14 protein-coding genes are annotated in these 14,714 nt (G+C 39.0%); 7 read left to right on the forward strand and 7 right to left on the reverse strand.

What is annotated here, in order from left to right; all coding sequences use genetic code 11:
• Position 1: 1 nt before the first annotated feature.
• The 5 genes from zwf to I6F53_RS04510 form a co-directional block, all read right to left on the reverse strand.
• Positions 2–1,474, reverse strand: coding sequence for a glucose-6-phosphate dehydrogenase (zwf, locus tag I6F53_RS04490; protein WP_197238633.1), 1,473 nt, complete (start codon positions 1,472–1,474; stop codon positions 2–4).
• 269 nt (positions 1,475–1,743) lie between these two features.
• Positions 1,744–3,390: a glucose-6-phosphate isomerase gene (gene pgi, locus I6F53_RS04495; RefSeq protein ID WP_197238634.1), complete on the reverse strand. Its 1,647-nt coding sequence runs from the start codon at positions 3,388–3,390 to the stop codon at positions 1,744–1,746.
• Between the two features lie 667 nt (positions 3,391–4,057).
• Positions 4,058–6,313, reverse strand: coding sequence for an aminotransferase class V-fold PLP-dependent enzyme (locus I6F53_RS04500; RefSeq protein WP_197238635.1), 2,256 nt, complete (start codon positions 6,311–6,313; stop codon positions 4,058–4,060).
• Between the two features lie 135 nt (positions 6,314–6,448).
• Positions 6,449–7,525 (reverse strand): AI-2E family transporter, encoded by a 1,077-nt coding sequence (locus I6F53_RS04505; protein ID WP_197208773.1) that lies wholly within the window; start codon positions 7,523–7,525, stop codon positions 6,449–6,451.
• Complete coding sequence (locus tag I6F53_RS04510; RefSeq protein ID WP_197238637.1) at positions 7,518–7,736, reverse strand: hypothetical protein; 219 nt, start codon at positions 7,734–7,736, stop codon at positions 7,518–7,520. The genes I6F53_RS04505 and I6F53_RS04510 overlap by 8 nt, the downstream gene beginning before the upstream one ends.
• A 145-nt stretch (positions 7,737–7,881) precedes the next feature.
• Here I6F53_RS04510 and I6F53_RS04515 point away from each other — a divergent pair, with 145 nt between their 5' ends.
• The 5 genes from I6F53_RS04515 to I6F53_RS04535 are packed head-to-tail and all read left to right on the forward strand — an operon-like array spanning position 7,882 to position 11,401.
• Positions 7,882–8,547, forward strand: coding sequence for a hypothetical protein (locus I6F53_RS04515; RefSeq protein WP_165728201.1), 666 nt, complete (start codon positions 7,882–7,884; stop codon positions 8,545–8,547).
• A gap of 1 nt (position 8,548) precedes the next feature.
• A complete protein-coding gene (locus tag I6F53_RS04520; RefSeq protein WP_197118895.1) occupies positions 8,549–10,006 on the forward strand; it encodes a M48 family metalloprotease in 1,458 nt (485 codons plus the stop codon).
• Positions 10,007–10,059: 53 nt separating this feature from the next.
• On the forward strand, positions 10,060–10,407 hold the full coding sequence (gene arsC / locus I6F53_RS04525) for an arsenate reductase (glutaredoxin) (RefSeq protein ID WP_197238638.1): 348 nt from the start codon (positions 10,060–10,062) through the stop codon (positions 10,405–10,407).
• Positions 10,407–10,961, forward strand: a complete 555-nt coding sequence (gene wrbA / locus I6F53_RS04530) for an NAD(P)H:quinone oxidoreductase (protein WP_197238639.1) — start codon at positions 10,407–10,409, stop codon at positions 10,959–10,961. The genes arsC and wrbA overlap by 1 nt, the downstream gene beginning before the upstream one ends.
• Entirely contained in the window at positions 10,958–11,401 is a 444-nt protein-coding gene (locus I6F53_RS04535) for a DUF2069 domain-containing protein (RefSeq protein WP_197238640.1), read from the forward strand. Before wrbA ends, I6F53_RS04535 begins: the two co-directional genes overlap by 4 nt.
• A 98-nt stretch (positions 11,402–11,499) precedes the next feature.
• Here I6F53_RS04535 and I6F53_RS04540 read toward each other — a convergent pair whose 3' ends face one another.
• Complete coding sequence (locus tag I6F53_RS04540) at positions 11,500–12,837, reverse strand: ankyrin repeat domain-containing protein (protein WP_197238641.1); 1,338 nt, start codon at positions 12,835–12,837, stop codon at positions 11,500–11,502.
• Between the two features lie 242 nt (positions 12,838–13,079).
• Positions 13,080–13,673, reverse strand: coding sequence for an MlaC/ttg2D family ABC transporter substrate-binding protein (locus tag I6F53_RS04545; protein WP_166421845.1), 594 nt, complete (start codon positions 13,671–13,673; stop codon positions 13,080–13,082).
• A 245-nt stretch (positions 13,674–13,918) separates the two neighbouring features.
• Here I6F53_RS04545 and I6F53_RS04550 point away from each other — a divergent pair, with 245 nt between their 5' ends.
• Together I6F53_RS04550 and I6F53_RS04555 are read left to right on the forward strand one after the other, a co-directional pair.
• Positions 13,919–14,455 (forward strand): acyloxyacyl hydrolase, encoded by a 537-nt coding sequence (locus tag I6F53_RS04550; protein WP_197181587.1) that lies wholly within the window; start codon positions 13,919–13,921, stop codon positions 14,453–14,455.
• A 106-nt stretch (positions 14,456–14,561) separates the two neighbouring features.
• A complete protein-coding gene (locus I6F53_RS04555; RefSeq protein WP_197238642.1) occupies positions 14,562–14,708 on the forward strand; it encodes a DUF2897 family protein in 147 nt (48 codons plus the stop codon).
• The last annotated feature ends 6 nt before the right edge of the window (positions 14,709–14,714 follow it).

The raw sequence follows: 14,714 nt of genomic DNA on the forward strand, positions 1-14,714 counted from the left end.
CTTATACCTTATCGCCTGTGTTAAACCATACGTGGCTCTTTTCTGCCAATAGTTCATCAGCATCATCCGGACCCCAGCTACCAGCACGATAAAGCGCAGGTTTGCCTTTGTCTTGCCATCTATCAATAATTGGATCAATCCATTTCCACGCTTGACGAACTTCATCACGGTGAATAAATAACGATGGGTTATTAGCAGCAGCATCAAGCATTAAACGCTTGTACGCATCTGAGTGAAAACCGTTGCTGTAAGCTTGCGAAAGCTCAATGTTCATTGTTACGGGTTCAAGTTGCATTTGAAGGTTATCAAGACGCTTAGACATAAGCGTTAATTGAATGGTCTCCTCCGGCTGCAAGCGAATAACAAGACGATTTGGCTCAATGTTACCCACGTTATCTTCGTAGATATTGTGAGATACTTTTTTGTATTCAACCACAATTTCTGCACAGCGCTTAGCCATACGTTTACCAGTACGAAGGTAAAATGGAACACCTGCCCAACGCCAGTTATCAATATGTGCACGAATAGCTACAAACGTTTCTGTTTTACTAGACCCTTCGTTTAGCTCTTCTAAGTAACCCGGTACAATTTTACCGTTTAAGTCACCAGGTACGTATTGACCACGCACAATATTTTCATCAACATCACCACCTACTAGTGGGCGAAGTGCTTCTAATACTTTTAATTTTTCGTTACGAATACTGTTAGCGTTAAGCTTATTAGGCGACTCCATTGCAACTAAACAAAGTAGTTGTAATAAGTGGTTTTGAACCATGTCACGAAGTGCACCGGCTTTATCGTAAAAACCCGCACGGCTTTCAAGGCCAACCGTTTCTGATAAGCTAATTTGAATGTTATCGATAGATTTAGCATCCCACATATTTTCAAACAATGAGTTTGAAAAACGTAGCGCCATTAAGTTTTGTACTGTTTCTTTACCTAAGTAATGGTCAATACGGAAAATTTGCTCTTCATTAAAAAACTCTGCAATTTTTCCATTAATTGCTTCAGCAGAATCACCGCAATAACCAATTGGCTTTTCAACAACAACACGTGATGTAGGGGTAATTAAACCTTTAGTTGATAATATCTCACAACATGTGCCGTATACAGCAGGCGGAAGAGATAAATAAAACACACGAGACTTAGTATTTTCGTGCTCATCTAAAGTGCCTTTTAGCACATCCCAATTGTCATCTGCTTCTGTAACATTACTTACCACTGGCACTAAAAAAGTAGAAAACGCTTTCCAATCTTTAGCGTTAAACTCGCCTTTGCTTAAAAATTCTTGTAATGCTTTATGCGCTGTTTCTATGTATTCAGCACGTTTAGATTCTTCGCGCACTGTTGGTAGAATACGTGAGCCTTCAGGTAAGTTACCTTCTTGATATGCTCTGTACATTGCAGGTAGCAATTTGCGTAACGCAAGATCACCACCGCCCCCAAAAATTATAATATCAAAAGGATTAAGCATAGTTACTCTCTACGTTGTGATACCCAGTACATTTTACAAATGCGCGGGTATGCCTATTTATTGCTAGATTAGATGGCTTTTATAACTGTACTTAAATAAAAGCCTGCTGAATTGTTCTGTATCGATGATTTATTGTTATTTTTTATCATTGCGCTTATTAAATGAGCCTTAGGGGCCCTGTATCTCCTCTCACAAAAATACAGACCCTAAGCACTCCAGCGCTACCCGTTCAAAGGTACTCGGTTTACTTACTTGCGTAAGCGAATTTTTTATTGCGTACGGTTTTGCTTGTAATACGCCATTAAGCCGTTTGTCGAACTATCATGAGCGTGTTTAACGCTTTCATCAGTGAGTTCACTTTCAATTTTAGATGCTAAACCTTTACCAAGCTCTACACCCCATTGGTCAAACGAACATATTTCTAAAATAATGCCTTGGCAAAATATCTTATGCTCATACAGTGCAATTAAACGACCCACTGTTTTAGCATCTACTGTATCTAATAGCATAGATGTTGTAGGACGATTGCCTTGATGAATTTTATGATTTAATAGCTCATCAATTTCTGCTTGCGATTTACCCTTAGCGGTTAAATCAGCGGTAACCTGCTCTGCATTCATACCACTCATCATCGCTTCTGTTTGTGCAAAGAAGTTTGATAATAAAATATCGTGATGCTTATCAACATTCACTTGTGGTTTAACTGATGCAATAAAATCAGCAGGTACAATTACATTACCTTGGTGTAAACACTGATAAAACGCGTGCTGACCATTAATACCCGTCATGCCCCAAATAATAGGAACAGTCGTATAAGGTACTGTTTCGCCTGCAAAGTTAACGTGTTTACCGTTACTTTCCATTTCGCCTTGCTGTAAATAAGCAGGCAACATATGCAGTGCTTGGTCGTACGGTAATATAGCTTGGGCTGTGTAGCCCAAAAAGCTCGTATTCCATACACTAAGCAACGCCATAATTAATGGTATATTTTGTTCAAACGGCGCAGATTTAAAGTGCTCGTCTATTTCAAACGCGCCTTCTAAAATGGCTTCAAAGGCGTCATAGCCTAAATATAAAGCAATTGGTAAGCCTATCGCACTCCAAAGTGAAAAGCGACCGCCAACCCAATCCCACATAGTGAATACGTTTTCATCAGCTATACCAAAGGCTGCCGTTTTTTCTAAATTTGTACTTACTGCAACAAAATGTTTAGCGATTGCACTTTCATCTTTTGTTGTTTGTAAAAACCAATCAACCGCTGTTTTAGCGTTTGTCATGGTTTCTGACGTCGTAAATGTTTTTGACGAAATAACAAATAATGTTGTTTCAGGGTCAATGGCTTTTAATATAGACGAAATTTGTACGCCGTCAGCATTAGATACGTAATGAACATTTAACGTATCATCAGCAAGTGCTTTTAACGCCTCGGTTGCCATTTGTGGGCCAAGGTTAGAACCACCTACACCAATACTTACAACATCTTTTACCGTTTTACCGGTATAGCCTAACCATTTACCACTGCGAACTTTTTCAACAAACACTTTAATTTTAGCTAATTCGTTATCTACTGCTTGCGTTACGTTCTCGCCATCAACAATTAATGGAGTATGAGCGCGATTACGCAGTGCCGTATGCAAAACTGAGCGATTTTCAGTGATATTTATTTTTTCACCGCTAAACATTTTATCGCGCCACGATGCAATATCGCATTCTTTAGCAAGCGACATTAAGTTAGCAAAAACATCGTTATCAATAAGTTGCTTAGAATAGTCGAATAATACGCCTGGTATTTGAGTCGAAAACTGAGAAAAGCGCGTGTCATCTTGTGCAAATAACGTTTTTAGATGTGTTTGTTTCATCTTAGCTGCACTTTGTTCTAGTGCTTGCCAACTTGCTAGTTGCGTTCGGTTAGACATGGATATACCCTCTAATTCTTTCAATCTATTGATTCAAAAATATTTTTTATAAAAGCGAAAATATTAACATTGCTTTTTTACACTAAATTAAAGCGCAAATAGTATAACTAAAAATGCAAAAAAAGTGCTGTTTTTATAATTTTAGATGCAGATGATAACGCAATTTTTAGCTTTTGACACCGGTATCATAAAAATTTTATAAATTAATTTACCCGCAATTTTAAAGGCAACGGGATAGCTTAATCAATCAAAATGAAATATTAATGAATTTTTATAAGCACAATAATTACTTTTTATAGTTATTCATTAATTATTAGGGCCTGTTTATCTTTCGAAGTTAAATTTGCAGCAGTGTGTTTGGCATTTAGGCAAGGCAGAGCCTATGTAGTTTGGTTATTCCCCATAAATAGGCGATAACGTGGAATAAATGCCAAACATGCGCTGCCCGAAGGGTTCTGCCTAGGGGCAATTTACTCTTTGTTACTCGGTTTTTACTTAGCCCACTAGGTTACAAACCTCACGCCGCGAGTAAATAGCCCCTAGATTGAACAAATTTTAATCCTGAAAGGTCAACAGGCCCTAGGGCTTGTTTACCTTGCGAGCAAATAAACCTTAAAAACAAAAAAATCGGCCCTAAAGCCGATTTTGTATAAATTACAAACGTTGTTTAATTACTAAGCGCTAAACCGCCATTTAGGTTATAAACGGTTTTATATCCTAGTTGCATTAAGTTAGTTGCAGCAATTTTTGAGCGGTTACCACTACGGCATAATAAAATATATTTATTATCTTTATTTAACTGCCCTTCAAATACCGCATTTGCCATTCTGCTAAGTGGTATATTTAATGTTTTTTCATCTAGCGTATTAAATAACTGAGCAACATTATTTGCTCCATGCTCATACGGCTCCCGAGTATCTATTAAATATGTATCGCTGGTGTTTAACATTACTTTAGCGTCATCAAAATTTAGTTGCTGTGTATCAACCTCAGGTAACGCATTTACATAACCACACAGCTGCGTGTTATTTACTTTTTTTGAGGCATCGTGCTGCTGTTTTTGTACTGCAAATTCATCAACTGAAATACTACCGTTCACTAGCGCGTTGAGTAATGGCGTTTGGCTTTGTTGTACAGCCCAGTTCATGGCAAAACATTGCTGGTAGTCATGCCCTGAGCAAATAATACTGCTGTTATTAAGTTGCTCGCTCATTGCTAAAATAGAGCGTGCCATTGCTTTTGCATCCCCACCTATAAGCGATGTATTACCAAGTCCTGCAGGCAATATTAAATCACCACAAAAACAGTAACGCGTTTCACCATTACTGTTTTTTAATAAATAACTTACGCTATCTTTGCTGTGCCCAGATGTCGCTACTTTTTCAAGTACGTCATTTCCTAAACCAATATCTACTGCATTTAATGGCCAACCTAACGAATCAACCTCGCCTGTTACAACACGCGATGCAAGAACACTGGTAAGCAAATTAGTCGCAGACTCTCGCTCTTGATGTAGATGAGTATTAAGCACCGCTGAAATAGTTAAGTTTTGTGTATTTGCTATTTTTTCAAAACGCGGAATAAGCTCAATAATAGGGTCTATTATAACTGCGTGTTTATCATCGCTTACATAAAGCCAACTACATGCCCCTTGGTGCCTAAATTGAGTTAAACCAAGCGCGCACACTTCTTGTTGTGGTGTAGTGCTGTCAGACACAATTAAACAGTTTGCTTGCAAAATTGCTTTTAATGCGCGAATACGCCCACAAGCATCATCTATATCGTGCTGTGTTGCCGCTGGCCCAAACGATAGCCTAATCGCGTTTTCGCTTTGCCACTTACTTGCCCCCATTGCATCTAAAACAAAACTTGTTGATGCGCCTGTACTACAAGCCGAGCCACCACTTACGCGAATGCCCGCAGCGTCAAATAAATCAATCACTTCTTTGCTCGTTAAATCGTTAACAGCAAAGTTAAGTGTGGTTGGCACGCTATAAGCAAAATCATGATTAAATGTAATATCGCCAAAGGTATCTTTTATCGCGCTTTGTAACTGGCTTCGGTAAGCATTAAGTACGCTAATTGGTTTAAATGTATCGTCTGACTTATCAAGCAACATACTAAATAGCTTATTTAACCCTGCAATACCGGGTAGGTTTTCGGTGCCTGAGCGCATACCACTTTCTTGACCGCCACCCGCTATAAAAGGCGTGTACGCGCTGCCACTACGAATATATAAAAAGCCAATACCTTTAGGTGCATAAAGCTTATGTCCCGAAAAAGGGGCGTAATCTATTGTAGTGTCACTTAGTGCGAGGGTTTGTTTACCCAGCGCCTGCACGCAATCAACCATCCACGATACATTTTTATTACGGCTACGAATTACCTGCTCTATAGCGGGTAAATCTTGATACACACCGGTTTCGTTATTAACGGCCATGGTGCAAATCATCAATGCGTTATCTATATGCTGTGCTATAAAATCTAAATCTAAAATACCGTTGCTATCAACTGGAATAGCAAGTACCTCAGCATTAACGTTAAGTACGCTATTCCAGTGCTTAAGTGTGTTTGGCACCGCTTTGTGCTCAGTAGCGCCATATAATAATACGGGGTTTTTAATCGGGTGTTTTTTAGCCTCTATTAGCGTAGAAACCACCGCAGTTTGAATACCTTCTGTTGCGCCAGAGGTAAATAAAATATCGCCAGTAGTTGCGCCAATAACCGTGTGTGCTTTTTTGCGTGTTTGTTCTAATAAATGCTTGGCTTGAATGCCTGTGATGTGCGGGCTTGAAGGATTACCAAAACATATTTGCATGGTATGAGAAACAACATCAGCTATACAAGGCAACACAGGGGTCGTTGCGTTTGCATCAAGGTAAACTTGTTTTACTGGCTCATCGTGCAATAAAAACTCAGACATTAAAAAACGCACCTTATTACTAAAAAATATATCTTATTACCAATGGTACATAAATTTACAGGTAATGAGTAATAATCAATTAGCACTAGAGATGCGTTTACTATTCTTTTTTATACTAAAAATCTGTTTACGCTATTACTCAGTAGTTTCTTTACTCAACTCTTCATGCGTAGACGACCACGCTGTTATAAGCGCTTTTACTAATGAAGCCAACGGGATGGCAAAAAATACGCCCCAAAATCCCCATAAGCCACCAAAAAATAATACAGCGACAATTATAAACACCGGATTTAAATCAACCGCCTCAGAAAACAACAGTGGCACAAGTACGTTGCCATCAAGCGCCTGAATAATTCCGTAAATAATTAAAATGGTCCAAAACTGGGTTTCTAATCCAAATTGAAACAGCGCAACTGCCGCTACCGGAATAGTTACCAGTGCCGCACCAATAAATGGAATTAACACCGACAAGCCCACAAGCACGCCAAGTAACGCAGCGTAACGTAAATCTAAAACCGTAAAGGCTATAAACGACACACCACCAACAATCAAAATTTCAAACACTTTACCGCGAATGTAATTCATTATTTGCTGATTCATCTCGTGCCACACTTGCAAAATCAAGCGTCGTTGCTGTGGGATCAGTTTAGCGATACTGCCCGTTAACTCAAGCTTGTCTTTAAGCATAAAAAACACCAGCAACGGCACAAGCACTAAGTAAATAAGCCATGCAACAACATCTTTTAAAGAGGTTAGTGAAAACGACAGTACAGCCTGACCAAACTCGATTATTTTAGCCTCTACTGTTGCCACAATTGCCTGTACTTGCTCAATACTAATTAAACTTGGGTATTGCTCAGGTAAAGCGATTAAATAAGACTTCCCCTGCTCTAACATATGCGGGGTTTCTTGCACTAAGTTACTGGTTTGCTTCCAAAGTACGGGGCCAATAACCAAAATAAGGGTGAGCATAATGCTAATAAATATCAACATTACAATAATCGTTGCACTAAAACGTTTTAAACCAAAACGCTCTAAATGAACAACCGGCCAATCAAGTAAATAGGCAATAACTAATGCCACAAGCACAGGAACAATTAACGAGCCAAAAAAGTAAAGTAAGGCCACTGAGGCCAATAATAAAAATAATAAGGTAGACGAATGAGGATCCGAGAACTTCCTTTCGTACCATGTTTTTACGTATTCAAACATGTAATGGCTCCACTAATAACAACCCACGTTGTTTATCAAAATTGTAACTATAAGCATTTTTTTGCAAAAAACGTTCAATATCGTTCGCACTTTCACCTTTATTAAGACTAAAGGTGATGCGATGTTTTGATGACTGTGCATTTCGTAGCGCAAGTTTAAACTGCACAAATTGCTGAGGACACTCAAACTCTTTTAAATCGCGCTCCACCATAACTACTTTATCCGTATAGTAAATGAATAATAAGTCGCATATTGTCGGTCAATATACTTATATACCCAAACCGTAGTAACTTTTTGTTAAAACAATACCTGCAATAGTTTATCCTTATAGCATAACTAGCAGTAAGGATAAGTTAATGCCTGGAACGCATAATAAAGCGCAACTACCAAGTAATCCAACACTCAAAGAGATTAATTGGTTTAAAAAGCAAATTAATTGGGGCGAACTTCCTCCTTTTTATCATCTTGTTGCCTCATCAATAAGCGAATCAGAAGGAATTTTAGATCATGGATTCGATAATGCAGTTAAACAACTTATAGATAAACGCAATTGGAACTTAGATTTATTAGAAGGCCATGAAGACAGCTTTGGTGTAATACACACTAAACATAAGCCACGTATAGCGCTGCACCAGGTATTTACCGACAGAGGCTTTGAGTTATGGGCACAGCCTTATGCTAAAGATGTTATTGTTGACCAATACGTAAAAGATAATCGCTTTATGGAATTTAGAGTGTGGGATCCGCATTCAATGAAAAACCTAATCAGAATAAATCAATTACATAAGTTTATTGGCTTTTATTTTGAACGAGGCGACAAAGCAGATAAAGCCATTATTTTACATGCACATAAAGTAGTACATAAAATTATTACTTTTTTGCAGCGAGAATTGAACGTTGTAAAGCTTGATGGAGTCACAATAAAAGAACTATACCAATTGTGCGAAAAAGACAGCCGTGCAAGCAGTGACGAAATAGACATAGCCAAAATTGCAATTGGCGAACCAATTAACAAGGAATAAAATGCAGCTAAAATCAGCATTTATCACTTTATGCAGTGCCGCGCTTACGTTTAGCTTATTAGTAAGCGAACCTTTAAAAGCGCAAACTAACTTTACTCTTCCTGATTTAGGAACATCTGCATTACAAGCGCTGCCACTTGAAAAAGAAAAAGCTATTGGCGAAGTAATGATGATGCAAATACGCGGCTCATCGCCCGTTATAAACGACCCTGTATTGGATGAATACCTGACCACTATTGGCCGTAAATTGGTGGCTAATGCTAACGATGTGCGCTTTCCGTTTTCGTTTTTTTGGATAAACAACTCAGAAATAAACGCCTTCGCCTTTTACGGTGGCCATGTAGGTGTGCACACAGGGTTAATAGCACAAGCCGATAACGAGAGTCAGTTTGCCTCGGTACTTGGCCACGAAATTGCTCACGTAACACAGCGCCACTTAGCACGTAGAATTCAACAACAACAAGATAACAGCGCGCTGACCATTGCAGGTATGATTGCCGGTATACTCGCAACCGTTGTTGCACCCGACGCCGGCATTGCCATTATATCAGCGAGCCAAACACAATCAGCTTTTAGTCAGTTAACGCATAGCCGCTCAGCCGAGCAAGAAGCCGACCGTATAGGTATGCAAACACTTAATAATGCGGGTTTTGATGCACGTGCATCGAGCGAATTTTTAACTAAACTTGCAGCGCAAATTCGCTATAAATACAAGCCACCTGCGTTTTTGCTTACTCACCCATTACCAGAGAGCCGTGTATCAGACGTACGCTTGCGGGCAGAGCAGTATCCTCAACGCCATATAAACGCGAGCCTTGAGTTTAGTTTAGCAAAAAGTCGCGTACTGGCACGTTATTACAACAAACCAGAAAAAGCGGAAGACCTATTTAGAAAGCTCCTTCGCGAAAACACCTACAACAATACAGCATTAAAATACGGTTTAGCTATTAGTTTGCTTGATCAAAAAAAGCTTGATGAAGCAGCGCCAATGTTAGATGAGCTTTTAAAAAACGATCCTAAAAACCTATTCTATATAGACACTCATACCGATTTACTCATCGCACAAAAAAAGGCAGATGAAGCCGTTAAATTTTTAGCGGATTTAAATCAGTATCGTCCTAATAATCAGGTGATTACACTTAACTACGCCAACGCTGCACTTGAAGCTGAGCAGTACGAACTTGCCGAAAACATTTTAAAGAGTTTTTTGCTTGAAAAGCCAGATCACAACTTAGGTAAACAACTCCTTGCTGACGCGTATAAAAAACAAGATAAATTAGCCTCTTACCACGAAGCTAACGCTGATGTATTAGCGCAATATGGTGCTTACTTAAAAGCCGCTGATGAAATCCAAAAAGCGCTTAATTTCGTAGAATCAACAGAACTTGTAAAACAACAGCGTTTAAAAGCACTGCTTACTCAGTATCGACTTTTACAAAAAGAGCTAGCGAGGCTTTAAGTCTGCAAGCGCTTACCCTAAAATAGACGCAATTCACACTTTGGAATCATTTTATGTCTGTTACTATTTACCACAACCCTCGCTGCTCTAAATCGCGCGAAACGCTAGCGCTACTGCAAAGTAAAGCGGTAGAGCCAAATATTGTAGAGTATTTAAAAACGCCTCTTACTCGCGAGCAAATTTCAATGCTTGTAAGTCAGCTTGGTTTTTCATCAGTACGCGAACTAATGCGCACTAAAGAAGATGCTTACAAAGAACTTAATTTGAAAGATGAAAGCAGTGAGTCAGCATTAATAGACGCCATGGTACAAAATCCAAAGCTAATTGAACGCCCTATTGTTGTTAATAACAATAAAGCAGCTATTGGTCGTCCGCCTGAAAACGTACTAAGCGTTTTATAATGAGCGAAACCATTGTGGTACTTTACCACTCAAGCCATGGCTCAGTTGAAGCAATGGCTCACGAAATAGCAGAATCAATTGAGCAACAAGGCGCAACTGCCCTGCTGCGTACTTTTGTAGCTAAAAATCCGCACGACATTGTAATAACCAAAGATGATTTAATAAATTGTGATGGTTTAGCATTTGGTACGCCAACCCGATTTGGCATGATGGCCTCCCAAGCAAAAGCATTTTGGGAAACCACCAGCGAATTATGGCTAAAAGGCCAATTAATAGATAAGCCAGCCTGTGTATTTTCGTCATCAAGCAGTATGCATGGTGGTAATGAAGCAACCTTACTTAACTTATCTCTGCCATTATTACACCACGGTATGATGCTACTGGGCGTACCGTACGATGTACCCGAACTACTTGCAACACAAACAGGTGGAACACCATACGGTGCAACACACGTAGCTGGCAGCGCTAATAGTGCACAGCTTAGCAAAGACGAAATTAAAATATGCCAAAGCGTTGGTAAACGCCTTACTCACATTGCGAGAAAACTTAAATGAATACCGCTGACAACCCAGCTAAAAAGCCAATTACAGTAAAATTTCAGCGTGCCGCACTCTTTGGCTATGTAGGTTTACTTATTCTTATTCCATTGTGGATGTATTTTGTACCACCTTTAAATGGTAATGCGAGTTTAGTGTCTTTATTTGTACCTATTATTCCGTTATTGCTGCCGCTAAGAGGCATAATTAAAGATTATACTTACACTTATGCGTGGGCTAACTTTATTGTAATGCTGTATTTTATTCACGGGCTTACTATGCTTTGGGCTGCTCCTGATGAGCTTATATGGGTACTGCTAGAGCTTGTATTTGCCTCTTCAATGTTTATTGGCTGTACGTATTATGCAAGGCATCGCGGACAAGAGCAGGGTTTAAAAATCCGTAAACTTAAAGAAGAACTTGCTGAAGAAAAAGCAGCAAATGAGCACGGTAAATAGCCTCTTACCTAAACCGATTAGGCTATCCATAAACGATATAAACAAAAAACGCGCTTAAATTACTTTAAGCGCGTTTTTTATTAACTTTTTAAAAGTGACTAAACCAAATCACTCAAAGCTGCTAGCACCACAATGCTCGCCAACCCTATTTGAGCCACTAAGCTAATAAACGAAAAGCCTCTAAGCACAAATAAACCCCAAGGGTGTTTAATATGCGGATATAACGCGCAACGTTTTAAAGTGGTTGCAAAGAAAAAACAAATCACCGCCGCCATAGTTAAACCCAGCGTCAGCTCACTTTTAATAGAGAGTGTTTCATCAAAAAAGAAGAACAACTGTAAAGGCAGCAGTATAGTGACGATAGCGTGCAGCACATGTACTTTTTTAATGCGATCAAACTGCCCTTCTGGCGAAAGCTCTTTAATACCAAAGTCACGTTCTAAGCATTTAACTAAGTTATTGGCTTTTATACTTACCGCTAAACGGTAACAGCTTAAACCTTCTTTATTGCGCGCTCGAAAGTCGTATCCGGCTTTAATTAGCAGTACCATAAGTGATTCATTTTTAGCAAATACAGCATAATGAAGTGCTGTATTACCTAAATTATCAACCGCTTTTTTGTCTTGCTTTGCAAGTAGCGTTTCAACCACATTTACAAAGCCTTTTTCGGCGGCCCACATAAAGGCTGTTTTATTGTTTTCATCAGTAAGTACACCGGTAGCGCCTTGCTCAATAAAACGCATTGCCATTGTTTGCTTGGCTGTTTTTTTACGTAGGTGCGTTAATAATGCTTTTTCTAGCAGCACAACAGAGTCAACGTCAGGAGAAACCTGTGTAAGCAACGTGAAGTAGTCTTTACCTGCTGCTACTTTTTCGCTGGCAAGCTCACTGAGCATTTCTAAATCGGCAATAGACTCTGGAATAAACGCACTTAAACGCTCTCTAAAATCAACTTCTTTCCAAAGCGCTAATGTATCCTTTGCCGAAAGCTTACTGTTATTATTTAACGCATGCTCAATTAGCGTGAAGTAGCGTTTACTAAAAAACAAATCAACTAAAGACAGTGGCGTATCTAGGGTGTTTTGCGCAGCCACACTTGCGTATTTTTCAAGACGCTGGCACAACATAAGCACTAAGCTTTCAGGGGTGTATTCATTATCGTAGTAATGGCTTTTAACCGCACTAATATACGCTTGTGCGTCTTCGTCATATTCAGAGATATGTTGAAAGTAACATTCTTCAAATGGCTCTAACGGGGTTAGCCATGCCAAATAATAAATAGGTGGCAACACGGTGGTGCATACACCATCGTCTTCATTTGTAGAACGACAAGCAGGCCAAGCTTCCAAAGCATCTAAAATAAAGGCACCGTTTTGTTCTACCAGTCCTTTAATAAGTAATGGGTATTCCTTTGGCCAAATCAGTACATTTTCCATTAAAACAACACAACTCCAGTGTGGCTTGGGGGGTGGTAAGTTATATCAGTTTTTAGCTGACACCACGCTTAATCAAAGTGCCGATATTCTAGCACACCTTTGTTTTGCTGCTAGCGCAAAATTGCGCAATAACAACAATCCTTTAGGATTACAGTAGACAAGAATATAAAAACGGCCAAGTACATAAGTACTTGGCCGTTTTTGAGGTTGGAGTTGGGCTTAATCAGAGCCAGACAAATAGTCTATTTACTTTTTAATTCGCTAATAACTTGCTCTAAACCCACTTCAGAAATGCGTTGAATAATCTCTTTTTGCTTAGCACTTAATAGTGAAATACCTTCGGCAACAATATCGTATACTTTCCACTCATCGTTTTTACCTAAACGAAGCTTAAAGCTTAAGTCGATTGTAGGCGCATTTGGCTCAATAATTTGCGTGTTAACTGTTGCGTACTCAGAGTCGCTTTTTGCGTTGTTACGCTCAAATACAACTTTTTGACCTGTGTACTTCATTAGTGCACCAGCGTATGTGCCTGTTAAGTAATGCTCTACTGCATCTATAAATTGAACAGCTTGCTCGCGCTCAATACCTTTAATGTGTTTACCTAATAATTTAAACGACACAAACTTAACATCAATATGTGGCATTAAACGTTTTTCAACAATGGCAGCCATCGCATCTTTGCTAGCTGTCCCTTTTGAGTTTACTTGACCAATGTCTGCAAAAAGTTTGTCGGCTACTGATTCTAATAACTGATCAGGCGATTGCTGAGCTTGTGCAAATAACGAACTACTAAAAAAAGCAGTGGCTAAAACGAATAGTTTAAAGAGTTTCATAATTGTATATGTCTGTGTGATTAAGATGGTTGTAATTTACCCGTTCTATACGCAATAAAAAAGGCACAAATAAGCAATTTATTAATGCCCAAATTGCACCAATTGAATAAGAAAAGAAAATTCAAGTAGTTACAAACCTCCATTAACAGCCTATATACAACCGGCATTTTGTCCTCATTGTAATTGTTAACAGGTCGCCCTTATCATTTAGTTATCACTTTGAACTAAACAAACAATTGGCACCTATGAAAACGTCACTTAAAACACTTTTTATCTCTTTAGTATTAGTAGTTTCACTTTTTGGAAAACTTGCTTTTGCTCAATCGAATCACGGTTATGCTGTTGATTTTCTTAAAGGCGAAGGCAACGTAAATGGCGTTAAGCTTGCGTATCAGTATCATGCGCCGAGTATGCAAAACCTTATTGGCGATGCACGTTTTTACTTTGAAACCAGCGTAAATATGTGGGAATACCGCCACGGCGATGAAACACAATCAAACCTAGTACTTGCTATGTCACCTGTGCTGCAATTTCCTGCCTTCAGTTTTAACAATACCCCATTTTATGTAGAAGCAGGGATTGGTGTATCACTGATTGATGAAACGCAGTTCGCCGGTAAAAACATAAGCACTCACTACCAGTTTGAAGACCGCATTGGCCTTGTTGCCGACTTTGGCCACACTAACGTTGCCCTTAGAGTAATTCACTATTCAAACGCGGGCTTTAAAGAGCCAAACCCAGGGCTTAACTTTTTAACGCTTTCGGTAGCTAGACGTTTTTAAGGTTATTGATTGTGTTTAAAGTTATTGATTATATTTTGAGTTATTTAATTGCTGTTACAGCGTAAAACGGTCACACTTAAAGTACTAAAGATTAAGTGATACTGCGATGCAAACCTGGCATATTGTAATAATTGTCGCCGTTGTTTTTGCCATTATTATTGGTAATATTGCGCTGATTAGACTCTCTGCAAAAACAGAGTTTAAAAAGCTAGAGGCCAATATAAAAAATACAGCAGACACAAAAAAGCCCTGATTAATC

The sequence above is a fragment of the Pseudoalteromonas sp. SWN29 genome, assembly GCF_015864465.1.
Lineage (GTDB): Bacteria > Pseudomonadota > Gammaproteobacteria > Enterobacterales > Alteromonadaceae > Pseudoalteromonas.